This window comes from Sphingomonas sp. (assembly GCF_045810705.1).
In the GTDB taxonomy this organism is placed as follows: domain Bacteria; phylum Pseudomonadota; class Alphaproteobacteria; order Sphingomonadales; family Sphingomonadaceae; genus Sphingomicrobium.
The window spans coordinates 107287-130909 of the sequence record NZ_JBJMVI010000010.1 but is presented as its reverse complement, the minus strand read 5'-3'; the positions used below and the strand labels follow the sequence as shown (position 1 = coordinate 130909).

The 23623-nt window shown below is 64.2% G+C and carries 29 protein-coding genes, 1 tRNA gene and 1 pseudogene; 14 read left to right on the top strand and 17 right to left on the bottom strand.

Annotation, left to right across the window (positions count from 1 at the left end; translation table 11 throughout):
* From ACJ8FR_RS05375 to fabD, 3 genes are all read right to left on the bottom strand, one after another.
* The coding region (locus tag ACJ8FR_RS05375; protein WP_407827587.1) for an Hsp70 family protein at window positions 1-676 on the bottom strand (676 nt) is incomplete at its 3' end.
* A gap of 125 nt (window positions 677-801) precedes the next feature.
* Window positions 802-1542 carry a 3-oxoacyl-[acyl-carrier-protein] reductase gene (gene fabG / locus ACJ8FR_RS05370; RefSeq protein ID WP_407827586.1) on the bottom strand — a complete coding sequence of 247 codons (741 nt, stop codon included), beginning with the start codon at window positions 1540-1542 and terminating at the stop codon, window positions 802-804.
* Window positions 1543-2469: an ACP S-malonyltransferase gene (gene fabD, locus ACJ8FR_RS05365; RefSeq protein WP_407827585.1), complete on the bottom strand. Its 927-nt coding sequence runs from the start codon at window positions 2467-2469 to the stop codon at window positions 1543-1545. It abuts the gene before it with no gap.
* A gap of 121 nt (window positions 2470-2590) precedes the next feature.
* On the opposite strand from fabD, the gene ACJ8FR_RS05360 reads away from it, so the two are divergent.
* Both ACJ8FR_RS05360 and ACJ8FR_RS05355 read left to right on the top strand, forming a co-directional pair.
* The gene (locus ACJ8FR_RS05360) at window positions 2591-3064 is read left to right on the top strand and encodes a DUF4142 domain-containing protein (RefSeq protein WP_407827584.1); all 474 of its coding nucleotides are present in this window, start codon (window positions 2591-2593) and stop codon (window positions 3062-3064) included.
* A gap of 47 nt (window positions 3065-3111) precedes the next feature.
* On the top strand, window positions 3112-4422 hold the full coding sequence (locus ACJ8FR_RS05355; protein WP_407827583.1) for an APC family permease: 1311 nt from the start codon (window positions 3112-3114) through the stop codon (window positions 4420-4422).
* On the opposite strand, the gene ACJ8FR_RS05350 is transcribed toward ACJ8FR_RS05355, so the two are convergent.
* Window positions 4373-5551 (bottom strand): aromatic ring-hydroxylating oxygenase subunit alpha, encoded by a 1179-nt coding sequence (locus ACJ8FR_RS05350; protein WP_407827582.1) that lies wholly within the window; start codon window positions 5549-5551, stop codon window positions 4373-4375. The two genes, ACJ8FR_RS05355 and ACJ8FR_RS05350, sit on opposite strands and share 50 nt — an antisense overlap.
* A 413-nt stretch (window positions 5552-5964) precedes the next feature.
* Window positions 5965-6831 (bottom strand): LysR family transcriptional regulator, encoded by an 867-nt coding sequence (locus tag ACJ8FR_RS05345; protein WP_407827581.1) that lies wholly within the window; start codon window positions 6829-6831, stop codon window positions 5965-5967.
* A 118-nt stretch (window positions 6832-6949) separates the two neighbouring features.
* Between ACJ8FR_RS05345 and ACJ8FR_RS05340 the strand changes: the two genes are divergently transcribed.
* Genes ACJ8FR_RS05340 through ACJ8FR_RS05325 form a run of 4 tightly spaced genes read left to right on the top strand, consistent with a single transcriptional unit; the run spans window position 6950 to window position 9593 of the window.
* Complete coding sequence (locus ACJ8FR_RS05340; RefSeq protein ID WP_407827580.1) at window positions 6950-7360, top strand: cupin domain-containing protein; 411 nt, start codon at window positions 6950-6952, stop codon at window positions 7358-7360.
* 4 nt (window positions 7361-7364) lie between these two features.
* Complete coding sequence (locus ACJ8FR_RS05335) at window positions 7365-7613, top strand: tautomerase family protein (RefSeq protein ID WP_407827579.1); 249 nt, start codon at window positions 7365-7367, stop codon at window positions 7611-7613.
* Complete coding sequence (locus tag ACJ8FR_RS05330; protein WP_407827578.1) at window positions 7613-8560, top strand: DMT family transporter; 948 nt, start codon at window positions 7613-7615, stop codon at window positions 8558-8560. The genes ACJ8FR_RS05335 and ACJ8FR_RS05330 overlap by 1 nt, the downstream gene beginning before the upstream one ends.
* A gap of 1 nt (window position 8561) precedes the next feature.
* Complete coding sequence (locus ACJ8FR_RS05325; RefSeq protein WP_407827577.1) at window positions 8562-9593, top strand: zinc-dependent alcohol dehydrogenase family protein; 1032 nt, start codon at window positions 8562-8564, stop codon at window positions 9591-9593.
* 28 nt (window positions 9594-9621) lie between these two features.
* On the opposite strand, the gene ACJ8FR_RS05320 is transcribed toward ACJ8FR_RS05325, so the two are convergent.
* Complete coding sequence (locus ACJ8FR_RS05320) at window positions 9622-10143, bottom strand: hypothetical protein (RefSeq protein WP_407827576.1); 522 nt, start codon at window positions 10141-10143, stop codon at window positions 9622-9624.
* Between the two features lie 248 nt (window positions 10144-10391).
* On the opposite strand from ACJ8FR_RS05320, the gene rpsF reads away from it, so the two are divergent.
* From rpsF to ACJ8FR_RS05300, 4 genes are all read left to right on the top strand, one after another.
* Window positions 10392-10805 carry a 30S ribosomal protein S6 gene (rpsF, locus tag ACJ8FR_RS05315; RefSeq protein ID WP_407827575.1) on the top strand — a complete coding sequence of 138 codons (414 nt, stop codon included), beginning with the start codon at window positions 10392-10394 and terminating at the stop codon, window positions 10803-10805.
* Window positions 10805-11029, top strand: a complete 225-nt coding sequence (rpsR, locus tag ACJ8FR_RS05310; RefSeq protein WP_407827574.1) for a 30S ribosomal protein S18 — start codon at window positions 10805-10807, stop codon at window positions 11027-11029. Before rpsF ends, rpsR begins: the two co-directional genes overlap by 1 nt.
* A gap of 12 nt (window positions 11030-11041) precedes the next feature.
* Window positions 11042-11662 carry a 50S ribosomal protein L9 gene (gene rplI, locus ACJ8FR_RS05305; RefSeq protein WP_407827573.1) on the top strand — a complete coding sequence of 207 codons (621 nt, stop codon included), beginning with the start codon at window positions 11042-11044 and terminating at the stop codon, window positions 11660-11662.
* A 170-nt stretch (window positions 11663-11832) separates the two neighbouring features.
* The gene (locus ACJ8FR_RS05300) at window positions 11833-12372 is read left to right on the top strand and encodes a hypothetical protein (protein ID WP_407827572.1); all 540 of its coding nucleotides are present in this window, start codon (window positions 11833-11835) and stop codon (window positions 12370-12372) included.
* 47 nt (window positions 12373-12419) lie between these two features.
* Here ACJ8FR_RS05300 and ACJ8FR_RS05295 read toward each other — a convergent pair whose 3' ends face one another.
* Together ACJ8FR_RS05295 and ACJ8FR_RS05290 are read right to left on the bottom strand one after the other, a co-directional pair.
* On the bottom strand, window positions 12420-13070 hold the full coding sequence (locus tag ACJ8FR_RS05295; protein ID WP_407827571.1) for a glutathione S-transferase family protein: 651 nt from the start codon (window positions 13068-13070) through the stop codon (window positions 12420-12422).
* 245 nt (window positions 13071-13315) lie between these two features.
* Complete coding sequence (locus ACJ8FR_RS05290) at window positions 13316-13816, bottom strand: DUF6456 domain-containing protein (RefSeq protein ID WP_407827570.1); 501 nt, start codon at window positions 13814-13816, stop codon at window positions 13316-13318.
* Window positions 13817-13916: 100 nt separating this feature from the next.
* On the opposite strand from ACJ8FR_RS05290, the gene ACJ8FR_RS05285 reads away from it, so the two are divergent.
* Entirely contained in the window at window positions 13917-14480 is a 564-nt protein-coding gene (locus tag ACJ8FR_RS05285) for a helix-turn-helix domain-containing protein (protein WP_407827569.1), read from the top strand.
* 66 nt (window positions 14481-14546) lie between these two features.
* Entirely contained in the window at window positions 14547-14948 is a 402-nt protein-coding gene (locus tag ACJ8FR_RS05280) for a DUF1801 domain-containing protein (protein WP_407827568.1), read from the top strand.
* Window positions 14949-14964: 16 nt separating this feature from the next.
* Here the strand turns inward: ACJ8FR_RS05280 and ACJ8FR_RS05275 are convergent.
* The 4 genes from ACJ8FR_RS05275 to ACJ8FR_RS05260 form a co-directional block, all read right to left on the bottom strand.
* A tRNA-Val gene (locus ACJ8FR_RS05275) sits at window positions 14965-15040 on the bottom strand.
* A 40-nt stretch (window positions 15041-15080) separates the two neighbouring features.
* The gene (locus ACJ8FR_RS05270) at window positions 15081-16001 is read right to left on the bottom strand and encodes a hypothetical protein (protein WP_407827567.1); all 921 of its coding nucleotides are present in this window, start codon (window positions 15999-16001) and stop codon (window positions 15081-15083) included.
* Between the two features lie 420 nt (window positions 16002-16421).
* Window positions 16422-17249 carry a 3'(2'),5'-bisphosphate nucleotidase CysQ gene (gene cysQ, locus ACJ8FR_RS05265; protein WP_407827566.1) on the bottom strand — a complete coding sequence of 276 codons (828 nt, stop codon included), beginning with the start codon at window positions 17247-17249 and terminating at the stop codon, window positions 16422-16424.
* Entirely contained in the window at window positions 17249-18031 is a 783-nt protein-coding gene (locus ACJ8FR_RS05260) for an SDR family NAD(P)-dependent oxidoreductase (RefSeq protein ID WP_407827565.1), read from the bottom strand. Before ACJ8FR_RS05260 ends, cysQ begins: the two co-directional genes overlap by 1 nt.
* Before the next feature lie 197 nt (window positions 18032-18228).
* On the opposite strand from ACJ8FR_RS05260, the gene ACJ8FR_RS05255 reads away from it, so the two are divergent.
* Window positions 18229-19548 carry a L,D-transpeptidase family protein gene (locus ACJ8FR_RS05255; protein WP_407827564.1) on the top strand — a complete coding sequence of 440 codons (1320 nt, stop codon included), beginning with the start codon at window positions 18229-18231 and terminating at the stop codon, window positions 19546-19548.
* 134 nt (window positions 19549-19682) lie between these two features.
* On the opposite strand, the gene ACJ8FR_RS05250 is transcribed toward ACJ8FR_RS05255, so the two are convergent.
* From ACJ8FR_RS05250 to ACJ8FR_RS05235, 4 genes and pseudogenes are all read right to left on the bottom strand, one after another.
* A complete protein-coding gene (locus ACJ8FR_RS05250) occupies window positions 19683-20516 on the bottom strand; it encodes an outer membrane protein (protein WP_407827563.1) in 834 nt (277 codons plus the stop codon).
* A 144-nt stretch (window positions 20517-20660) separates the two neighbouring features.
* Complete coding sequence (locus ACJ8FR_RS05245) at window positions 20661-21098, bottom strand: DUF2793 domain-containing protein (RefSeq protein ID WP_407827562.1); 438 nt, start codon at window positions 21096-21098, stop codon at window positions 20661-20663.
* Window positions 21099-21141: 43 nt separating this feature from the next.
* Window positions 21142-21375, bottom strand: a pseudogene (locus ACJ8FR_RS05240) (terminase large subunit domain-containing protein); the annotation flags it as partial.
* 106 nt (window positions 21376-21481) lie between these two features.
* Complete coding sequence (locus tag ACJ8FR_RS05235; RefSeq protein ID WP_407827561.1) at window positions 21482-22048, bottom strand: hypothetical protein; 567 nt, start codon at window positions 22046-22048, stop codon at window positions 21482-21484.
* A 197-nt stretch (window positions 22049-22245) separates the two neighbouring features.
* Between ACJ8FR_RS05235 and ACJ8FR_RS05230 the strand changes: the two genes are divergently transcribed.
* A complete protein-coding gene (locus tag ACJ8FR_RS05230) occupies window positions 22246-22626 on the top strand; it encodes a cupredoxin domain-containing protein (RefSeq protein WP_407827560.1) in 381 nt (126 codons plus the stop codon).
* A gap of 137 nt (window positions 22627-22763) precedes the next feature.
* On the opposite strand, the gene ACJ8FR_RS05225 is transcribed toward ACJ8FR_RS05230, so the two are convergent.
* The gene (locus tag ACJ8FR_RS05225; RefSeq protein ID WP_407827559.1) at window positions 22764-23291 is read right to left on the bottom strand and encodes a hypothetical protein; all 528 of its coding nucleotides are present in this window, start codon (window positions 23289-23291) and stop codon (window positions 22764-22766) included.
* Window positions 23292-23623: the final 332 nt, after the last annotated feature.

The following is a 23623-nucleotide window of genomic DNA, read 5'->3' as shown; positions in this document are numbered from 1 at the left end:
CCTCTCCGCCGAGGAAGGTGTCGCCGTTGGTCGACTTCACCTCGAACACGCCGTCGCCGATCTCGAGGACGGAAATGTCGAACGTACCGCCGCCGAGGTCGTAGACGGCGATGGTCTTGCCGTCTTCCTTCTCGAGGCCATAGGACAGCGCGGCCGCGGTCGGCTCGTTAATGATGCGCAGCACTTCAAGGCCGGCGATCTGCCCGGCGTCCTTGGTCGCCTGGCGCTGCGCGTCGTTGAAGTATGCGGGAACGGTGATCACCGCCTGGGTGACGGTCTCGCCCAGATAAGCCTCGGCGGTTTCCTTCATCTTCTGGAGGATGAAGGCGGAAATCTGGGACGGCGAATAATCCTTGCCGCCGGCATGGACCCAGGCGTCGCCGTTGGCGCCCTTGACGATCTTGTAGGGCACCAGCTCGGTGTCCTTCTTGGTGATCGGATCGTCGAACCGGCGGCCGATCAGCCGCTTGACCGCAAAAATCGTATTGTCGGGGTTGGTGACCGCTTGGCGCTTCGCCGGCTGGCCGATCAGGCGCTCGCCGTCCTTGGTGAAAGCGACGACGGAAGGCGTGGTGCGCGCGCCTTCGCTATTCTCGATGACCTTCGGCTTGCCGCCTTCCATGACAGCGACGCAGCTGTTGGTCGTGCCCAAGTCGATTCCAATGACCTTGGCCATAGTTCTTATTCCCTCTTCTTCAGCCCCTCTCGGCCCCTGAAAAGGCGGCCGAAATGTTGATATCTCTCGGGATATAGGTGCGATGAATTGAGCGACAAGGAGCGCAGTAACGATGCATTAGCGGCTCAGGGCATCGCCATCCCGCCGTTGACGTGCAGCGTTTGTCCGGTGACGTATCCGGCCTCTCTGGAAGCGAGATAGACGCAGGCGGCGCCGATGTCCTCGCTGCTGCCCATCGTCCCTATCGGAATCCGCGCCAAAATGCCTTCGCGCTGCTGCTCATTCAGCGCATCTGTCATCGCCGACGCCATGAACCCGGGGGCCACCGCATTGACCGTGATCCCGCGGCGCGCGAGCTCTTGCGCAACCGCCTTGGTCATGCCGATCAGCCCGGCCTTCGAGGCGACATAGTTCGCCTGGCCGGGATTGCCGGTCACACCCACCACCGACGTGATCGAAATGATTCGCCCGAAGCGCGCCTTCATCATCGGCCTCGCCGCCGCCCGCATCAGCCGGAACGCGGCCTCGAGGTTGATGCGGATGACGTCCTCGAACTCCGCGTCCTTCATCCGCATGAGTAGATTGTCGCGGGTGACGCCGGCATTGTTGACGAGGATATCGAGCTTGCCGCCGAGCGCCTCGACGGCTTGGGGCACAAGCTGGTCGACCGCCGCGCCGTCGGAAAGGTTGCATCCGATCGCGACATGATCGCCCCCGAGCTCCTCGCGGAAGCGCTCGAGTTTCTCGACATTGCTGCCCGACACGGCGAGCCGCGCCCCCTGCCCTGCGAACGCTTTCGCAATGGCGCTGCCGAGCCCGCCGGATGCGCCGGTCACGAGCCCGGTCATGCCGGTAAGATCGAACATCTATGCAATCTCCTTCGCCAGCGCTTCGATGTCCTCGATCGTTACAACGCTCGTCACCTGTGCGTCGGGAACGATGCGCTTGACCATCGATCCCAGCACCTTGCCGCCAAGCTCCACGAACTCTTCGACCCCGGCGTCGAACATGTTGGCCACGCTTTCGCGCCAGCGGACCATGCCGGTCACCTGCTCGACCAACTGATTGCGGATCGTGTCGGGATCGCTTTCCGGCTGAGCGGTGACGTTGGCGAAGACAGGCACGGCCGGCGGACCGAGGACGACATAGCCCAGCGCGTCACGCATCGCTTCGGCGGCGGGCTGCATCAGCGGACAGTGGAACGGTGCGGACACCGGCAGCGGCACCGCGCGCTTGGCGCCCATGTCCTTGGCGATCGCGATGGCCCGGTCGATCGCGCCCTTGTGGCCCGAAATCACGACCTGCGACGGGTCGTTGTCATTGGCGACCGTGCAAACCTCGCCCTGCGCGGCTGCTTCCGCGATCTTCTGAGCGAGCGCGAGGTCTGCGCCCAGCAGCGCCGCCATCGCCCCCTGTCCCACGGGGACCGCCTGCTGCATCGCCTGACCGCGCAGCTTCAGCAGTTTGGCGGTGGACGCGAGGTCGAACGACCCGGCAGCGCACAGGGCAGAATATTCGCCGAGGCTGTGGCCGGCGACGAAGCTCGCGACGTCCGCAAGGCGGACTCCCAGCGTACGGAACACAGCGATCGAGTTTGCCATGATCGCAGGCTGAGCATTCTCGGTGAGCTTGAGCTCCTCGTCCGGCCCGTCGCGCATCAGCCGGAACAGATTCTGTCCGAGCGCCTCGTCCACTTCGGCGAATACGTCCTTTGCCGGCACGCTCGCGCCGGCCAGCGCGGCGCCCATGCCGACTGCCTGGCTGCCCTGGCCGGGAAAGATGAACGCCCGCATCACGACCCCTGCGATTGGAAGGAGCGCGGCTTGGCGACTGCCGGCGCGGCGGTCAAGCAGCCGTGGGAACCGCGCGGACCGGACGCGGGTTGGATGCATACGCTTTGATCGGAGTAACCCAATGATCCGCAAACTCGCTTTCTGCGCAACATTTGCCTGTGCCGGCGCCGCCTTCGCCGCATCGCCGCCCGCGTTCTTGCACACAGCCATCGACGGCAACTTCTCCGAAGTGACGCTCGGACGGATGATTCAGAGCCAGGGCTCCAGCGCGCAGGTCCGCCAGTTCGGCGGCATGCTGGTCAGCGACCACAGCAAGGGCCTTGCGCAGGCCCAGCAGATCGCCGCTCGGCTTCACTTGCGCATCCCGGCGACGCTCACTCCCGAAGCGCGCGCGGAGCAGTCTCGGCTGCGCCATCTCAACGGCCGGGCGTTCGACCGCGAGGTGCGTCGCTACATGATCGACGATCACCAGAAGGATATCGCCGAGTTCAAGCAACAAGCCCGGAGCGGCGAACGTGCGACCTCCGGCTACGCTGCGGCAACGGTGCCGGTCATGCAGCGCCATCTCGCGGCAGCGCGATCGATCCGCGCCTGAAACGGCTCGCGTTGCGCCGGTCGGCCTGACCTGCAACACTCGCGCCGGTGAACGACAGAACCGACACGCGACAGCTCGGAATATGGATGACGGGCGGGCTGGTGGTCGGTTCGATGATCGGCTCGGGCATTTTCATGCTTCCGGTCAGCCTCGGTCCGCTGGGTGCCAACGCGGTGCTCGGATGGGTGGTCAGCATCTTTGGAGCACTCGCCATCGCCTTCGCGCTGGCCAGCCTCAGCCGCATCGGAGATGGGGGAATTCGCGCCTATATTGAACGCACTTTCGGTCCGACCACCGCGTTTCTCGTCGCCTGGGCTCTTTTCTGGTCCAACATCGCGGCCCAGGCCGCGCTTGCGATCGCGACGGCATCGGCAGCCTCCAGCTTGTTTCCAGCACTGGGCGGCGCTTCGGGCATCGTTGCCGTCGGCGTCGGCTCGGTCGTGGTTCTGACGCTCGTAAATTTGCGCGGCGTGAGGACCTCCGGCGGATTATCGCTGCTTACGGTCGCAATTAAGATCCTTCCGCTCCTGGCGGTGGTCGCCATCCTTGGAATGCGTCAATTCTCCGGCATGCCCTTCGAGCGGCTGGCGAGCAGCTCTCTGACGCTGCCCAACATCGCGACTGCGACCGCGCTCACCCTGTTCGCTCTCACCGGGTTCGAGAATGCGACCGCTCCTGTGGACAAGGTCCGCGATCCTGCGCGAACCATACCGAGGGCCATCCTCGGAGGTGCGGCCCTAGTCGGCCTGATTTATCTAGTCTCCAGCAGCGGCGTCATGCTTCTGCTCCCTGCCGATCGCATTGCCACCTCGCCCGCACCCTATGCCGATGTGATCGCACTCAGGTGGGGCCACTCGGCCGCATCGCTCGCAGCACTGGCGATTGCAATCAGCGCGTTCGGCGCGCTCAACTCGCTGATGTTCGGAACCGCCGAGCTTGGCTACGCAATGGGCCTGCGCGGCGACCTCCCTCCCATCATCGCGCGAACCGGTCACGACAACATCCCCTATGTCGCGCACGTCATCAGTGGAGCGATGACGATCCTCCTGATCCTTGCAAATTCAAGCAAGTCGACGGCCAGCCTCTTCACGTTCGTCATCTTGCTATCGACCGCCGGGGTGTTGGTCGTTTACGCGCTCGGCGCGTTGGCCGCCTGGAAGGAGAATGCCACGTGGGCGAGGCGCTCCGTGTTCGTTGTCGCGCTGCTCTTCATTATCTTCGCGGTGTACGGCGCGGGCATGGAGGCAGACCTGTGGTGCCTCGTTCTTCTCGCCGTCGGCATTGCGATACGAACGCTATTTCGCGCGCTTAGTTCGCGTTCGCGAGGCGAGACCAGCCGGGCGGCGGCGCGGAGCTGAGCCGCGCCTCGGGAATGAGCTTCCTCAGCTTCCGCGCGAAGCTGCGCAAGCACACTTCGCTCGTCCCCAGCGGCCCCGCCTCGTAGCTTGCGCTCTGCATGCCGAGCTGGACCCGGCTGATCAGCTCGGTGTCCTCGGCGTTGACACGTCGATTGATGCGCCAGTTAAGGTGTCGCGCCGCCTTCATCTCGCGGCGGCCGTCGGGAATCGCGTAACTGATCTCGCGGATCACCGTCTCCGTCGCGCTCACCGGCAGGAACTGCATGAAGTCGACCTGATCGGGGTAGATGTCGAACGCGACGTTGGGGAACAGCTTGTAATAGAGCCACTTGCGCTGATGGCTTTCGGGCAGGTGATCGACGCGCGGGAGGAGGCGCTGGTAGGCGCGCTCCGACGGATTGGCGGACGGTTTCTCGGCGAGGTCGCCTTCCATCCGATCGACATGGTCCTTCGCCTCGATCCGATAGTTGCGGCCGAACAGCCGCGTCAGCCCGGGGTGACCGACCGGGATGTGGAGGTGGTCGGAATAATTGTCCGCGATCGTCTTCCAGTTGAGCGGGCGGGGACGAACCGTCACCCGGCCGATCACGCGGAGGTCCTCGAACCGGTACGGCGCGACCTCGTCGCCATAAGGTGCCATCATGTCCGCAACCGACGGCGCGCCGGGCTCGAGCGTCACGAACAGGAAGCCGCGCCACTCCTCGAGGGCAACCGGCTTGAGGCCGAGTTCCTCGGTCTTCAGTCCCGGATATTCCTCTCGGTGCGGAACCCCGACCAGCCGCCCGTCGCGCGCATAGCTCCATGCATGATAGGGGCAGGTCAGCACCTTGGCGCAGCCGCCGGCGCCATCGACGAGTCGCGACCCGCGATGCCGGCAGACATTGGCGAAGGCGCGCACCGCCCCGTCGTCGCCACGAATGACGAACACGCTCTCGCCGAGATATTCGAGGCTGCGCCATTCGCCCGCCTCGCGGATCTCGCTCTCATGGCACACGACCTGCGGCGCGGCGCGGAGGAACGCCTTTTTTTCCGCCTCGAAAAACTCCGTGTCGTAATAGAGCCAGCCGGGCAGGCTCATGTCATCGAGTGGGTCGGGCGTCGGTTCGACCTGGCGAAGGTGGGTGGCCATGCTTCAGTCTACTCGCTCAGCCAAACCGAAGTCGAGCGAGAGATCGGACGCGCTGTGCCGCGAATGTTCCCAATGTTCACGGTCGTGAGGACGGTTGAAGGCGCGAAAAGTCCCAAGACCATGCGTGCGCGCGCGACGAGGAACGGCGCCGAAGGTCACAAACGCCTCGTCCGATGACCGGTGCGAGAGGGCTGCAACGCGGCGGGCGTAGGACTTTTCGCGAGGAGAAGGCGGCGCTTTTGACGATGCGGCGCGCGAAGCCGGTGAGACGTTCGTCGGTGGGGCCAGGGTTGCGGGTGGCGGAAGAGCGGGACTCGGCTGCGTCGGCATCGCCGAGCTTAAGGCATGAATGGGGTGCTGTAGGAAAATTGTTTTGTGAGAATGTCTGCTTTGGGCGGAAAGCGGACGTTAGCTCAGGCGTGATGACGCAGTGCTTCTACGACCAAGGCAAATGCGGGCGACTGCTGCCGGCGGCTGGGATAATACAGATGATAGCCGGCGTAAGGCTCACACCAGTCATCGAGCACGCGCAGCAGCCTTCCTGACGCCAACTGAGCGGTAACGCGATCCTCCAGCACGTAGGCAAGCCCAAAGCCATCGAGAGCTGGCTCGATCATCAAGTCCGGATCGTTGAATACCAAGCGGCCATCAACGCGGACTTTCAGTTGCCTGCCTCGTTTCTCGAACTCCCAGGGATAGAGGCCACCTAGCGTCGGCAGCCGAAGATTGATGCACTGATGATCAGCAAGATCATGCGGGTTGCGCGGCTTCTTGCGTGTTTCGAAATACTTTGGCGAGCCTACCACAGCCATGCGCATCTCAGGCCCGATGAGGACGGCGATCATGTCTTTTGCGACCTGTTCGCCCGCTCGCACCCCCGCGTCGAAACCTTGGGTAACAATGTCGACCATCCCGATGTCGGCAATCAGCTCGACCTCAATGTCCGGATAAGCCGAGAGGATTGGCCTCAGCTTAGGCCAGATCACCGTCTCGATCGCGTGGCTCGTAGCGTTGATGCGGACCTTTCCGGCCGGCTTGTCCCGCAAATCGCCCAAGGCGGCCAGCCCAGCTTCAATCTCGTCGAAGTGTGGACCTACAGCAGCGACTAATCGTTCTCCTGCTTCGGTCGGAGCGACGCTGCGCGTCGTGCGGGTAAGAAGACGAATTCCGAGCCGCTCCTCAAGACCTCGAATTGTGTGACTAAGCGCCGACGGTGAGACGCCAATCTGCGCGGCTGCGCGCGTGAAACTGCGCTCGCGCGCCACGGCGAGAAAGGCCAAAGTCGTTGATGTTTCGACGCGCCATTATTGAGTCGAGCTCACAAGTTCATGCGGATTGTCTGATCTAATAGCAACTGCCGAGCAAGCCTACATCGAGACCAACCAAGGAGAACTGACGATGCAACTCAAACGCGCTGGATCGCGGCCCTCGCAGAAGGGGCCCGCTGAATGGTTCACTGGTGAGGTTAGTATTGAGCCGTTGAACAACCCGCCCGAGCCTTCGCGCGTCTCGTGCGCAAGCGTGACCTTTCGGCCGGGCGCACGAACGGCGTGGCACACCCACCCGCTCGGACAGACCTTGATTGTCACGGCAGGCATCGGCTGGACGCAGTGCGAAGGCGAGGAGCGTGTCGAGATCCGCTCCGGGGACGTCATCTGGTGCCCGCCAAGCCACAAGCATTGGCACGGCGCCACCGACACCACTCCCATGACCCACATCGCAATCCAGGAAGCGCTCAATGGCTCGCCCGTCACCTGGATGGAGCACGTCACGGACGAGCAGTATCTCGCCGCTCAAACGACGGAGTGAGCGCATGCCGCACGTGATCGTGAAACTTTGGCCCGGCAAGTCCGAGGACCAGAAGCGGCGCCTATCCGACGCCATCGTTCGCGAAGTGACGAGCATCCTCGACTACGGCGACGAGTCGGTATCCGTCGGCTTCGAGGAAATCAACGCGCAGGACTGGGCGGCCAAAGTGTTCAATCCGGACATCCTGGATAAGTGGAGCATGCTCTCAAAGGAGCCCGGATACGGACCGCGTCCGACACGCAGTGCTGGGTGATGAACAAGGCGACCCTGCAGATGGTGCTTGAGCCAGTCGTGGACGGCGACGTTGCGCCGTGTCCGCCGCCGGTCGTTGTCTTGCACCCTGTTCGCGGAATTTTGCTCTTTGGTGGCGGCGTGCTGGTGCTCGCCTGTATGGACACGACCACCAAGTACCTCGCCGCGACGTATGATGTGCCGCTGATCGTGGGCGTACGATATGTCGTGAACCTGCTTCTGATGGTGGCGATACTCGCGCCGACGCAACGCGCACGGCTTCTTCAAACGAAGCGGACCGGTCTCGTCATAGTCCGCGGCGCTTGCCTGGCCCTGGCATCAATTTTCATGGGTTTCGCGTTTCAGCGCATGCCGGTCGCGGAAAGCACGTCGATCGTGTTCCTCGCGCCAAGCATCGTTCTCCTCCTTGCGCGGCCCGCCCTAGGAGAGCGCATCGGCGCGTTGGGCTGGTTGGCTGCCGTTGCGGGCTTCGGCGGAGTGGTGTTGGTCGCCCATCCGGGCAGCGGCCTTGAGCCGCTTGGCATAGCATGCGCTGGTGGCGCAGCCCTGGTGACTGCCGTCTATCAGCTGTTGTCGCGTGTCCTAGCGAGCACAGAGCGGACGATGGCGCTGTTATTCTACACTGCGCTGGTCGGTGCAATCGCCTTCGGCCTTGCCGCGCCATGGTTCTGGGATGGCCGCGTGCCTCATCCCATCGACCTCCTCCTGTTCCTCAGCCTCGGGGTCTACTCAGGCGTCGGCCACTACCTCTTCACCGCCGCGCATCGCTTCGCTCCAGCATCGACGCTCGCGCCGATCGGTTATGTTCAGGTGGTCTGGGCGGGGTTGCTGGGCTGGCTTGTGTTCGGCCACGTACCTGCCGTCCTGAGCATCGTCGGCATGGTCATCATCATCGCTTCGGGCGCGCTCACAGCGCTCAAGCCACCCCTCCAAAGAAAGGATCATTAGAATGCGCGCAACCATCATGCCCAAGGCGCACGACGTGCGGATCGACAACGTGCCGGACGCCGCCATCCAGCAACCCACCGACGCATTGATCCGGGTCACGCGCGCCTGCATCTGCGGCAGCGACCTGTGGCCGTACAATGGCGGTCCCAATGTCGAGGGCCAGCGCATGGGTCACGAGGCGATTGGCGTCGTCGAGGACGTCGGCAGCGACGTACAGCGCATCAAGCGCGGCGAGGTCGTGATCATGCCCTTCGCCAATTCGGACGGCACCTGCATGTTTTGCGACGAAGGTCTGCAGACCGCGTGCGTGCACGTCGACTTCTTCGGCAACGGCAAGCTCGATGGGGCGCAGGCCGAGGCCATGCGCATTCCCTACGCCGATGGCACGCTCTACCCACTGAACGTCAGTGAAGATGACGCTCTCATGCCCTCGCTCCTCACGCTGTCGGACGTCATGGGGACCGGCCACCATGCAGCGGTAGCGGCGCGCGTTCGCCGCGGGGGCAGCGTAGCCGTTGTCGGCGACGGTGCCGTCGGCCTGTGCGGAGTGATTGCTGCAAAGCGGCTTGGCGCGGAACAGATCATCATCATGGGCCGACATGAGGTCCGTCTCGCGCTGGCCAAGGAGTTCGGCGCGACCGACGTCGTCAGCGAGCGCGGCGAGGAAGGGATCCAGCGGGTGCGCGAACTAACGCAGGGGTTCGGCGTCCAATCGGTGCTCGAATGCGTCGGGACCGAGCAGGCGATCGACACGTCCATGGGCATCGTCCGTGCCGGCGGAGCGGTGGGGCGCGTCGGCGTCCCGCATTACGAAGCGATCAAGGGCGCGCAGGTGATGTTCTACAGGAACGTCATCGTCGCCGGCGGACCAGCGCCGACGCGGGCCTATATCGACGAGCTCCTTCCCGAGGTGATGGATGGACGCATCGACCCAGGCCGCGTGTTCGACCGCACGGTAGGCCTGGACGGGGTGCCGGACGGCTATCGCGCCATGAACGAGCGCGAGGCGCTCAAAGTGCTGATCCGTCCCTGACGGCGACCAAGCCTAATCCCGTGGCGCGTCAGTAGTGCCGCGGCGGGAACTGGGCGTGGATGACCGTTCCCACGGGCAGCTGGCACTGGCCAACCCCACCTCCAGCCATCCCGGAGCTTGGACTCATCAGCGTGAAGTGGCAGCGCATGAAGCCGCCAGGACCCTGGAGATTGGCAAGAACCTGGCCGGAATAGTGGGTGATGGTCTCGTCATTGGGACCCCAAGGTCCCCAGCCGCCCCAGCCACCGCCCCAGCGGCGGCCGCCCCAGCCTCCGCCCCAGCCCCAGCCGGGGCCCCAGCCGTTCCATAGCGGTCCGTAATCCATCACCCGGCTTTCCTGGGTAATTTGGAACATCGGGCCCTGGAACACCTGCCCGTTGCTGAGTTGCGCGACCATCGTGCCGCGCGTTCCGCCGGTTTCCGTCCAGGTGAAGGTTGCGCCGAGCCTTCCATTCGCGGATTGTCCGGTGCCGACGCCGGTCGTGGTGCATCCCGCGACGGCGATGACCGCGAGCGAAACCGCTGCGGCTCTGATCGATAATGCAGTCATTGTGTCGCTCCTTTCGAGCGCAGAACGGCTGAACAGGCCCGCGGCTCCCACAGCCGTTGCAAGTTCACCCGTATGTGCTCCGGCGAACCGTTGAAGTTCATGGGTTCGCTTGCCTTTTGGACACCCTTCGGCCATAGGCGCCGCGCTGGCGCAGGGCCTTGCCGCTGCGCCGGTTGCTTTTTGGAAGACAGCCGGAGGGGCGCCGCATCGGGTGGCGTCAGCGATCGGCCAAATGAGAGAAATGAAACATGCCGCTCTACGAGCATGTTTTCCTCGCGCGTCAGGACCTCGCCCAGGCCCAGGTCGATGCGCTCGCGGAAAACGCCACCAAGATCATCACCGACAATGGCGGGACGGTCGTCAAGACCGAGACCTGGGGCCTGCGCTCGCTCGCCTACCGGATCGCCAAGAACCGCAAGGCGCATTACGTCGCGCTCGACGTCGATGCGCCCGCGCCTGCGATTGCCGAGCTCGAGCGCCAGTCGAACATCAACGAGGACGTCATCCGCTTTCTCACCATCAAGGTCGACGAGCATGAGAAGGGCCCGTCGGCGATGATGCGCCGCGGCGACAAGGACCGCGAACGTGGTCCCCGCGGGGATCGGGGCGATCGCGGCGAGCGCACCGAGTTCCGCGCCGCCCGCGAAGAGGAGGTCGAATAATGGCCCGCGCATTCTTCCGCCGCCGCAAGTCGTGCCCCTTCTCGGGCAAGGACGCGCCGCGCATCGATTACAAGGACGTGCGGTTGCTTCAGGGATTCGTCTCCGAGCGCGGCAAGATCGTGCCGTCGCGCATCACCGCCGTCTCATCCAAGAAGCAGCGGGAGCTGGCCCGCGCGATCAAGCGCTCGCGCCATCTCGGTCTCCTTCCCTACCTCGTGAAGTAAGGAGCCGCCGACATGGAAGTCATTCTGCTTGAGCGCGTCGAGAAGCTCGGCGCCATCGGCGATGTGGTCAAGGTCAAGGACGGCTTTGCCCGCAACTATCTGCTGCCGCGCAAGAAGGCGCTCCGCGCCAACGACAATAACCGCAAGCTGTTCGAGGCGAACCGCGCGCAGATCGAGGAAGACAATGCCGATCGCCGTTCGGATGCCGAGAAGGCGTCCAAAGGCGTCGACGGCAAGACGGTCCAGCTGATCCGCCAAGCGTCGAACGCGGGCCAGCTCTATGGCTCGGTCAGCGCTCGCGACATTGTCGAGGCGCTCGAGAGCGTCGGAGCGACGGTCACCAGGAGCCAGGTGGTGCTCGACCGCCCGATCAAGTCGATCGGCGTTCACGACGTGAAGATCGCGCTCCATCCGGAGGTGGCGGTCACGGTCAAGGTCAACGTCGCGCGTTCGCCCGAGGAGGCCGATCTCCAGGCGCAGGGCGTCGACGTGACGTCGCAGATGTTCGAGCGCGATACGACCGTGTTCACCGAAGAGTTCGAGCCCGGACTTGAGCCCGGAATTCCGGCCGCATCCGAAAATCCAGGCACCCCGGCTGAAGCCGAAGTCGGGATCAGCGACGAGGAAGCCTGAACGTCCAGCCGCTCGATCGGCAAACGAGGCCGTCAGCCCCGCGGGCTGGCGGCCTTTTTTCATTGCGCCGAGCCGTTCGTCGCAAAGTTCGATCATCCGTCGGAACGGGTCGGACGCCCTCCAAGTTTAGCACGCCAGAGCAACCGGGGCCTTGTGAGGAGTGATTCACGATGGCTGACGAACGGGACAAGGATCAATTCGGGGAAAGTGAAAGCAGCAGCGGTCAGCAAGCCGCCGGCCAACAGAGCCAGCAGAGCGAATTCGGGCAGCTGGGCCAGCGGTCCGGCAGCCCCGGTTCGGACCCGGCATCAGGCAGCGAGGGCAGCTTCGGCCAGAGCGGCGGCCAAGGTTCGAGCGGCCAAGGTTCGAGCGGCCAGGGTTCGAGCGGCCAGCCGATCGGCGGCAACGACAGCGAAACCGGTAGCGGCACGACGCTCAGCCAGGGCGCGGACTTCGGCGGCCAGAGCTCGAGCGGCCAAGCGCAGCCGAGCGGCGGCGGCTCGTCGGCCGAGGGCTTCATCGGCTCGCAAGGCACCGGCTCCGACGATTATTTGCAGGAGGACCAAGGGTCGTCGGGCGGGACCAGCGGCGCGTCATCGTCAGAGGCGACCGGCGGTACCGACTTCGCGAACCAGGGCCGCGGCGCGCTCGACGATGACGAGGAGGATGAATCCGGCGCAGGCTCGACCGGCGGCGGGTCGTCTAGCTAGATTCTCAAAAGAAAGGCGCCGCGTTCCGCTTGGAGCGCGGCGCTAGTTTATGCTGCCGCTTTCGCCAGCATCGCGGTCTCGCGTTCGACCCACTGGGAGAAGCTCGGGCGGGCGAGGATCCGGTCGACATAAGCAACCGTTCGCGGATAGCGCTCGGGACAGACCTTTGTCTCGGTATGCCGGAAGTTCGCGAACGGCCCAGCCACCGCGAGGTCGGCGAGCGTGAGGCCGTCGCCGACGAGATAGCCGCCGTCGCCTGGCACCACGGTTTCAAGATAATCCAGGATCGGCGGCAGGTCGTTGAGCTCGGCCTGTTTCGCCGCCTCCAGGTCGCCGGGACGGCCCATGAAGCGCGGCGCGACGATCAGGTTGAAGAAGATCTTGGCGCCGCAGCTCACCAGCACCGTGTCGGCGAACTCCTCGTACCAGATGGTCTTGCCGCGAAGCTTCGCACCCGCCGGAATCAGCGCCGGATCGGGATGCTTCGCTTCGATGTAGTGGACGATCGCGCTCGAATCCGGCAGCGCATAGTCGCCGTCGCGCATCGCGGGCATTTTCCGGAACGGACTGGCCTCGACGAACTCGGCGGAATGGTTCGGAAATCCGGTGCCCTGCAGCTCGACATCCAATCCCTTCTCGCCGGCAAAGGCGAGCACCTTGCGCACATATGGCGACAAGGACGACCCGTAGATGATCATCGGCTGCTCTCCCGTTTCATGCGCCGAGCGGCGGACACCGGCGCCCGCTCGCCCGTTTACCTCGTGGTTCCATTAGGAGTGCAGATGATGCGCAGCAACAGCGGCAACGACAAGGCCCGGAACAACCTCCATGACCCGACATTGCGGGACCGCGAGCTCGGTCGCGGTAATCCGCCGACAGGCGCGAAGAAGCCAAAGGCGCCGGCTGATCATCGTCAGGGCCAGCAAGACTCTGCGCCCAAGACTCAGCGAACGCGGTAATAGTCCGCCACTCGGTCGAGGGCGAACGTCAGCACCAGTTTCCCGGCGCGCGCCGGCCAGCCAAGCGCCGTCTCCGCATCGCGCATCCCCTCGCCGGCGCAGACGATGCGCCACAGGATGTCCGCCAGACCGGGCCCGGCGCTGGCGATCGCATGATCGAACCGGCGCTTGGCGTCGAGTTGCGTCCCATTGAGGTCGGGGCCCGCCGCCGACCCGCCGCGGCCGCGGGCGACCGGCGCCGCATCCCACTTCATCGTCACGCGCGGCGCGAGCTGCGCTCGCTCCCAGTCGGCACGCAGCCGCTCGCCCGCATCATATTGGCGCTTGCTGACGAACCCCCGCGCGAACAGCCAGCCAAGCGGCGACTCCGTGACATTGATACTGACCGAGCGAACCGTACGGTACTGCCCGGCGCGACCGCCGCCCGCTCCAGCCTGCTCGATGGGCTGCTCTGCAAGCAAGCGTGCCGGCGTCGTCCGTTCCATAATCCATCCTCTTGCCGATTCGCGGCCTGCTTGCCACAACGGCAAAAGTGTAGGACAGAGGAAAAACCTACTTGGTTCGTTTCTTCAGGGATACTTGCTCATGATCACACGGATTCGCGAAGTGCGCCGCGCGCGCGGCCTGACTCTGGACGACGTCGCCCGCCGCTGCGCCCCGCCGACCACGGCGCAGACCATCGGTCGGCTCGAGACCGGCACCCGGACCGTATCCGTCGGCTGGCTCAACCGCATCGCCGACGCGCTCGGCGTCGAAGCCCAGGACCTGGTCGAGGGCGGCGACACGAGCGAGCTCCAGGTCGCGGCCATGCTCAGCCCGCGCGGCGCAACGGCACCGCGCAAGACCGCGATCGTCGTCCCCCCGCGCGTCGCCGAGGGCCAAATTGCGTTGCTCGTCGCGGGCAGCGTCGGCGACTATCGCGCGGGTGACGAGATCTGGTGCAGCCGGCTCGACCCAGGCGATTACGGCCGTGCGCTCAACCGCGACGTCCTCGTCCCCCGGCCGGCGGGCCGCTTCCTGTTCGGCCGCTTGATCAACCGGGACGAAGAAAAGCTGCAGATCCTGCCGCTTGAGGCGGGCGGCCGTCAGCAGGTCGTTGCCAACCCTGCATGGCTCGCGGTCGCATCAAAACTGGTGCGGAACCTCTAGTCGCCGGGCTATTGCGTCGATGATCGCGATTTCGCAAAGCGCTCGGCTCAACGCGGAGGCACACAAATGGACAAGGCCGACGACGGGCAGCCTGGCGGGAAGCTCGTCGATGCGAAAATCGCGGCGCTGGACGATTGGCGCGGCGCGATGCTCAGCCGCTTGCGCGCGCTGATCAAGCGGGCCGATCCGGACGTCGTCGAAGAGGTGAAATGGCGCAAGCCGTCCAATCCGTCGGGCGTGCCGGTGTGGTCGGATCACGGCATCGTCTGCACCGGCGAGACCTATAAGGCGGCGGTCAAGCTGACGTTTGCGCGCGGTGCAGCGCTCGCAGACCCGTCGGGCCTGTTCAACTCCAGCCTGGAAGGGAACATGCGGCGCGCGATCGACTTTCGCGAGGGCGACGTGATCGACGAAACCGCTTTCCAGGCGCTCGTCCGCACTGCGGTGAAGCTCAACCGCTCGAAGTAGGCGGCGGTGGAGGTGATGGTGGGCGCTGACGGGCTCGAACCGCCGACCCTCTCGGTGTAAACGAGATGCTCTACCAGCTGAGCTAAGCGCCCGAGGCCGCCGTGCCACGGCGATGCTAGCGCCGCAAGCGGGTTAGATCGCCGCGACTTGTCCGACCTCGGCAAAATATCGCCGTAGCGCCTGACTCGCTTCAGGTGCCAGCTCAACGAACACCCGGCGGCCGTCGTGCGGATCCGCACGTCGCAGGAAAATGCCTTGGCTGACCATGGTCTTGAGCCATCTCAGCGCGGTTGTCGCAGGCACCGCGGCCGCGATGCACAGGCTCGAAACCGGCACACGCAGCTGCGCGATCTCCGCCTGCAACAGATCGAGCAACATGTCCCACGCCGGATCGGCGAATAGCTCTTCGCGGAAGTATCGCGCGCGCAGCCGGCGAGCGCGGATGACCGATCGGACCGTGACCGCGGAAAGCAGTGGCACGTCGCCTTCCGGCAACGATTCGGGCGCCGGGGGCGGCGCACCGGGTCCGGTCGACAGCCGGGCGAGGGTGGAGGCGATACGGCTGACCTCTTCACTAAGCTGGCGAAGTCGCTCGGCGTTGTTGTCGCTGACGATGTCATTCGCGCGCGTCGGTCGCGCCCGGTTAGCGATAGCGATCGCAAGAGCCGCCGCACGCTCCGCATCATCGGCGTCGATGATCACCTCAACCGCGCTGGATTCGAGCTGTGCAGCAACAGGATCGAGCAGATTGGAGGTGGCGGAAACAACACCCGCGTAGAGGCCACTCGCGACGTCCCGGCTGACCTGGTGGAGAAGCTCGTCCATCGCCCCGCCGCGGTCGCTGTCGAGCTCGACCCACAGCGCCGTGGCGGAAATCTGTCGCCCGATCCGCTCCTTCGCCAGCTCGATGGGCATGCGAGCGCCGACGCGGATTCCGGACGCGGCTGCAGAGCGTTCGGCTCGCGCCATCGCCGCGTCGCTGCTTGCGGCCAGCATCAGCGGAGGAAGGTCGGAATAGTCGAGTTCGGCGGCATCGGTCGGAATCGCGTCCATGGGATATCCCTAGGCGATAAGCGGGACCGAGCGGCAAACTGATAGCGCGCAATCTGGACAAAAGTCAGACGAATTCGGCTCCGGAACGGACCAGAAACGCTGGCACCATAACGAACTGCGGCTAAACCATGCTATTCATCGCCGGGGGGCGAACGTGTGCAGCATTCCTGTTGAAGTACCCGCCGCGGCGCGGGCGCGGTGGCTCGCCGAGCTAGCGGAGGCGCTAGACCAAGCCAAACGGCTGTTGATCCGTCCGGAACTCGGCGCGAGACAGGAAGCGACGACCGCCGAATTGCTCGAGAGAGTCGAAGCGGCCCGCGCGCAGGTCGAAATGTTGCGGATCAACCGCCTGCCTCAAACAAATCAAGATCCGCAATGGATCAATCTAGCTCCGTGGGAGAATCGCGACCGAAGCAGTTGCTAGAGGCCCTCGGGCAAATCGCCGCCGCCGCCAAATGGCTCGAGATAGCGGTCGAGGCGGGGCGGCTTCCAGCCGGAGGTGGCGACGAACGCGCGATTGATAAAGGCGTGCTTGCCATAGCGTAGCGGCGATCCATCGGGTCCATCCACCAATCCCCCAGCAGCAAGAAGTATGGCATGTCCCGCCGCCGTATCCCATTCGCTCGTGGGGGAAGCGCGTGGATAGATATCGGCTTTTCCTTCCGCGACGATGCAGAATTTGAGTGACGAGCCAACGGCGACATAGTCGCACATGCCGACGGCCGCCTTGAGATAATCGAGGGTGGTCTGGTTGAGATGAGACTTCGAGGCGACGGCAGCCAGCTCCGCACCGCGGCCGCGGGTCCGAATCTCGTTGCGGCCCTTGCCCTCGTCGACCCAGGATCCGAAACCGACACAGCCGCCGTGCAGGCGCCCGGTGGCCGGAGCGAAGACTACGCCCAGCAGGGGATTCCCCGCTTCGATCAGCCCGATGTTGACTGTGTAATCATCGCCCCCGCGAACGAACTCCTTGGTGCCATCGAGCGGGTCGACAAGGAAGTATCTGTCGTCGTGCGCCGGGATTCGTCCGGCGGCCACCTCCTCTTCCGCAATCACCGGAAGGCCGGGCGCAGCCCGGGCCAGCGCCCCGAGAATAATCGCCTCGGCGGCGTAGTCAGCCTCGGTGACTGGAGAGGAATCGGGTTTGGCCTCGACCTCGAAGCCACGCCTGACGATGGTACGGATGGCTTCACCCGCTTCGCGCGCCGCCTCGGCGATTTCGTCGAGGAGGCGTGCGTAGTCGGTCATTAGCGCGGCGCCATCCGGATTCCGCCGTCGAGACGAACTGCGGCCGCGTTCATATATGGGTTTTCGATCATGAAGCAGGCGAGCCGCGCATATTCCTCAGCCTGCCCGAGCCGCTTCGGGAAAGGGACTTGCGCGCCCAAAGCGTCCTGCACGTTGGGCGGCATCATCGCGACCATCGGCGTTTTGAACACGCCGGGCAGAATCGTGTTGACGCGCACGCCGTCGCTCATCAGGTCCCGTGCGATCGGCAGTGTCATCGCCAGAACGCCGCCCTTGGACGCCGAATAAGCGGCCTGGCCGATCTGGCCGTCTTCAGCGGCAACCGACGCGGTGTTGATGATCACTCCGCGCTCGCCGTCCGGGCCGGTCGGCTCGAGGTTGACCATACCGAATGCCGAATTGGCAATGCAGCGGAAGCTGCCGATCAGGTTGATCTGGATCGCGAGCTCGAACTGCTTCATCGGATAGGGCTTCGCGGCCTTCGTCTCCTTATCGCGCGCGACCGTCTTTGCAGCATTGGCCACTCCCGCACAATTGACCAGGATCCGCTCCTGCCCATGCGCCGCTCGAGCTTTGTCAAACGCGGCATCCACCCTCTCGTCGGAGGTCACGTCGACCTCGCAGAAAACACCTCCAATTTCGCTGGCGACTTGTTCGCCGCGAGCCGTATCACGATCCAAGACGGCGACCTTGGCACCGCGCCGTGCAAGCTCGCGGGCAGTCGCTTCGCCCAGCCCCGACGCCGCTCCGGTCACGACCGCGGCCACTCCATTGATGTCCATTTTGTCTCCAGCTTCCTCGATCATCCTGCTGGATCGACGCCTATGCGCCCAACCTTGCGGAACACAAGACTGCGCGCGGCTGCTCTATTTCATTCGGCGGCACTCGAGAGTCGGTCGTCTGGTTCAGCCGAAATCCAGCTTGGATAGCCCATAAGCAGGTCTTAGATTGGCAGTGACAAGATGACGGGGGATCCGCAGTGAGACTGACGACGCGTAATCTTGGCTTGTTGGGAGCGGTTTCAGCCGCGGTTTTCGTTAGTGTCGCCGCGTCGGCCCAGTCCGTGGCGCCCGAGCCGGCAAGTTCCCTCGCCCCACTACCGTCGGACGGTGTGGCGACCTTCTACACCACCTACAACGTGCAGCCGATCTGGACCCGCAATGGAATCAACGAAGCGGCGGTGGCGCAGCTCGTCGGCATCCTTCGGCGAGCGCCCTTCGACGGCTTCGCCGAAGGCCCTCAGTTGGCCGCTCAAGTTCAGGCGGCTGCCGCCCAGGCCGGAACTGGCAATCCCGCGGCGATGGGCGCTGCCGAGCGCACGTTTTCCGGAGCGTGGGTCCGTTACGTCCAGGCTGTGAAGCAGCCGACCCCGGGGATGATCTACGCCTATCCGGTGCTGAAGCCCCAAGGGACCGGCGTTGCGCAGATCCTTTTGACTGCCGCGGCTGCGCCCTCGCTCGAGCAGCATCTTGCGAGTGTCTCGAACGTCAATTCTATCTACGCGCAACTGCGCGACACGGCCTTTGCCGAGGCACAGACGACAGGCAACATGACGCCCGACCCCCGTCTCCTGGCTAATCTCGATCGTGTCCGCTCGCTCCCAGCCAAAGGGCGATTCATGCTGGTCGATTCCGGATCGTCCATGCTGACGCTATACCAGGACGGCCAGCAGCTCGATTCGATGAAGGTGATCACCGGCACGGAAGAGTTGCCCACGCCGCTAATTGCGAGCGTCATGTATTACATCACTTACAATCCCTATTGGCACGCGCCGGACCACCTTGTCCGAAAGACGATCGCGCCGAACGTGATTCATCTCGGCCTCCGCTACTTCAAGTCACACGGCTATGACGTGATCGACGAGTGGAGCGAGAATGCCAACGTCATCGATCCCAAGTCGATCGATTGGAAAGCGGCCGCCGCCGGCAAGCTGCACCTCAAGATTCGGCAAGCGCCAGGGCCACTGAATTCGATGGGGATTCTGAAATTCCCGTTCCCCAATCCGGAGGACATTTACCTTCACGACACACCAGATCATACGAAATTCTCGCTCGCGAACCGCAACTTGAGCAACGGGTGCGTGCGTGTCGAGGATGCGAAGCGCCTGGGAAGGTGGCTGCTGGGACACGATCCCGTTTCGCCGGGAGGTGATGCGGAGACGCGGGTTCAACTGCCTCAAGGCACGTCGATCTACCTAACCTACATCACGGCACAGGTCCGTGACGGAAAGCTCACCTACCTGCCGGACATTTACGGGTGGGATAAGGCTCCGCCGACCCAATACGCGTCCAGCCTCTAACGCGCTCCTTCACGCAACTGGCGAGTTGATGCGCGGACCGCCCTGCGGCGTCTGCGGCATGATCTCAGCCCAAAAGAAAACCGGCCCGGACTTGGTGTCCGGACCGGCTGTTCTTTCCGTCCGTTCGCTTCGGATTAGCCCCGTTCAGGCGCCGGTGGTGGCGGCGGAGGCGGAGGCGGAGGTGCGGGGCACGTATCCGTCGCCGGAATTACCGAGCCATCCGGGCAGGTCTGCGTCGCCGGAGGAGGCGGCGGAGGCGGCGGAGGTGGCGGCGGAGGTGGCGGAGGTGGCGAGTAGAAGTTGTAGATCAGGCTCGCCAGCAGACTGTTCTCCTTGAAGGCTCCATCGAAGGTGAACGGCGTCGAGTTGAAAGTATTCGTGAAGCGCAGGTTTCTCGACTCAAAATGCCGCACTTTGATTCCGACGTCGATGTTCTGGCTGACCGCAAGCCGAGCGCCGGCAATTGCCTGCATTGCAAAGTGCGATTCGCTATCGTCAATCACGTGGGAGCCGGGTGTCGCGGTGGCCGCGGACAAATCAATGCTGGCCCAGCCGACGCCGCCGCCAACATAACCGCTGAGGCCATTGTCGTTGCCGAAATCGAGCAAGCCGTTGATCATGCCGGACAAGACGTTGACTCGACCGCCACTCAGGTTCCCGCTAATAACCGGCGAAATCCTTGGGTCGGCATTCACGCCGTCCACGCCGGCATGCTTGTAGCTCAGCTCGCCTTCGAGACGAAATACGCCGAAGTCATATCCGGCGATCGCATCGACATCATATCCGGTGCCGAAATTGATGATGTAACCTGCTGGAAATGTGCGAGTTGCATCGCGATAGCCGAGGTTCATGTCCTCAACGATCATTCCGCCCCCTTCGAGGCCGGCATAAAATGAATGGTCACGGGCGACGGCCGGGGTCGCGATGGCCGTCGACGCGAGCGCAACCGCAATGGCCAGCTTGCGCATAATTGTCCCCTTTCAATTGCGTTCTCAGTTTGAACCGCGAGTTCTCATTATGAGAGCGCCGGTTGCTGCGCAAGATTGTCGTTGTCCTGCCCTGTTGCCGAAAAGCCTCAGTCAGATGTGGGCAGCAAACGAATCCGTACGTCCTTAGCTTTCGATAAGCCCGTGTTGCCGGAGTGCGGCGAGGATCTGGTTAATCGCGGATCGGGCCTCCGGATCGGCATTCGTGCCGGCGACCGGTGCGGCAATCGCCGGGAGCCGGGGACCAACCACCTGCACGTCGCCGAGCACCAAAGTTGCGCCTCGCAACCTGCCCATCTCCCAGGCCCCGTTCCGATAGTTCGACCATATGCCGGTCGCCTTCACATACACGCTCATGCCCTCGATCGGCGGCACAAGCCTCCATCCCCCGCTGGTGTACCCGGCGAGGAATTGAGCTTTTCCAGCCCAAGCGCTGGTCGGCGATGAACCGACGATATAGCATGCACCCAGCGAGGGAGATGTGGGAGGGCTGGAGCGCGGAGCTTCTTCTACCGCGCAGACAGTCACCAGGTCGAGCGTTTGCAGCGCACCAGGCGAAGTCATGCTCGGGCCCTCTCAGCCCATCCGCATGATCGCCGGAAAACAATTGTGCCTCGCTTCCGTTGGGCCACTTCAGCCGCCCGAGGCTCGGCTCCCATCTCAGCCGCCGCCGATATCGCGGCGCGATGCTGAGCAGCCCGCTGACCCCTTCGACCATGATGCTGCGCGCATCGGCAATCGTCGCTCCGACCAACGCAACGCGAACCTTGGGCCTGCCGTTCGCAAGGCGAAAAATCCACTCGGCCCCGGCCCGCGTCTTCCCGAACCCACGTCCGGCCATCATCAGCCACACGCGCCATCCGTCGCCGTTCGGCGGCAGCTGGTTGGCGTGCGCCCATTGCTCAAAATCAGCGTCCCAGTGAAGCATCTGCTCCACCGTCATCGTCTCAATCGCTCGGCGTTGCTGCTTCTCCGTCGCTTTGGCCATGATCGCCATCTCGTGGCGCATCACTTCGTAGTTCCGCGCGTCGCGCTTCTTGCTCTTCATCCCGTTTCTTCAGCCGTTGCAGCTTGCGGACCAGCCGCTCGCGGATTTCGTCGACGTTCTCGGCCGGCAGCTCGCTCTCCGCCTCGATCGCCGTCTCACGGTGCATCTTGAGCAACATCAAACCAAGCTGGTTCGGATATTCGAGCATCCGCTCTTCCGAGCCGTCCCGCCGCTTCACGATCTTTTCGGTGCCGTTGAAGGCGCGGTCGAGCAGCACCAACTCAAGCCGCGAATAGGCCGCCGCGATCGCCTCGAGCCATGCGGTCCTGAACGCCGCGTCCATCTTGCGCCGGCGGTAAGCGACGGTCATCGGCACGCCGCTTCGCCGGCAGGCTTCGCTAACGTTGCACGTATCGGCGAGCACGCTCAGGAACCTGGCCGCTTTCTCCTTCGACCAGTCCCGCGCCGCCGCCTTGCGCAGCTGTGGCCGCCGGCTCGCGACCAGCGTCATCTTCTTCCGCGGCACGCTCAATCCCAAAAATGAAATCGGGCCGAACTCCCGAGGGAGCGGCCCGACTCGCAATTCTTCACTATGCCTACCGCGTACCGAATGAGCGTGACGCTGTCAAGATGTTTTTACCGCATAGGTTATTTTCTTTTTCGCTACAGCCTCATCGTGGTCCATGCTACACGAGCGCCGCGGGGGCGCGAAAGGAGATCAATATGACCTTCTCCCGCGTGGCTATCGCCGCGTCCCTGTTCATCCTTGGTCTCAGCCCCGCTACGGCGCAGCTCGCGACGCAGTCGGTCACCATAACCGTCTGGAGCTTCGGCTTCGCGCCGCGCCCGATCCACCTAGCCGCCGGGCGGCCGGTCACTTTGACCTTCGTCAACCGCTCGGGCAGCAGCCATGATTTCACGGCGGGCGCTTTTTTCGCTGCCTCGTCCATCAGCGCCGGCGCGGCGGCCGGCGGAGAGATCGAGCTCGGACCGCACGAAACCAAGAGCGTCACTTTGATCCCGCGCGCCGGCGTCTATCCCGCGCACTGCAGCCACTTCATGCACAAGCAGCTCGGAATGAACGACGAGATCATCGTCAACTGATCGAGCCCCCGAGCATAAGCGACCGCTCTGCAAAGCAGACGGGAGCTTATGTCGAAGAGAGGGCGAGATGCGGCCGGCGGGTCAGCGTAGCTGAGCCCGTCCGACGTCACGCGATTCACTCGCTTGACGGCTATGCCTCAAACGACGTGCTCGCTGTGGCCGTAAACGATGACCGACATATAGCCTTCGCGCGGCGTTGCGCCCGCGCGGGGCCCACCGACGCTCGCTTCGAAGCGCTCGCCGGAAAGGTCGGCGCAGCCATATTGCGGCGCCACCGATCCGGACGTCGCCACGACCTCGCAATTCTTGACCGCGCCTCTGGCGTCGATCGCCAGCGCCATGACCCGGCCGCCCAGTAAAACTTCGCCCGGCTGCAGCTGCGTCATGTCGGGCTTGGCGCCGGGGCTGAACCTTCGCTCGAAGGTGATGCGGGTGAACTCGTCTTTGGTCCCGGCGCTGGTCGCGGTGCTGGCCTGACTGCCGGTGACCGAACAGTCCTTGCTGCCGTTCGGCTGCAGGCTCGATTCGTAACGGCACGACTGGGCCTGGCCGTTGTCGGCGACGAGAACGGTCACGCGTTCCCACCACGGCCCAGCCGAGGTCAGGGTTGCGGCGGATTGCGCGGAGGCGGAAGCGAGGGCAAGCGCTGCGATTGCACGGAACACCGGTTCACTCCATTCGTGTCCCGCTCCGGCGGCCCGATTGCCGCCGCGTCAGCGACGGGCAGGACCGTCGCCACCTGATCCCCCAAACGCGCAAGTTGGGATTGGTGTCCGTATGTTTGTGGAAGGTTCGCCGACCCGGGTGGATGCGGCGACCGGACTCCTGAGAGCCTCATCCGCTCAATGTGAGGGTCCGCGGTTCTTCGCGCATCGGTCGCACATTTGCGGGCGGGCGACACGCCTGCGCCGCACAAATGAAATGGGGGCCGGCATTGCTGCCAGCCCCCACTGCGCCGAGCGAAGGATCTGCCGGTGTTCGCAACTTGGTTCTCTGA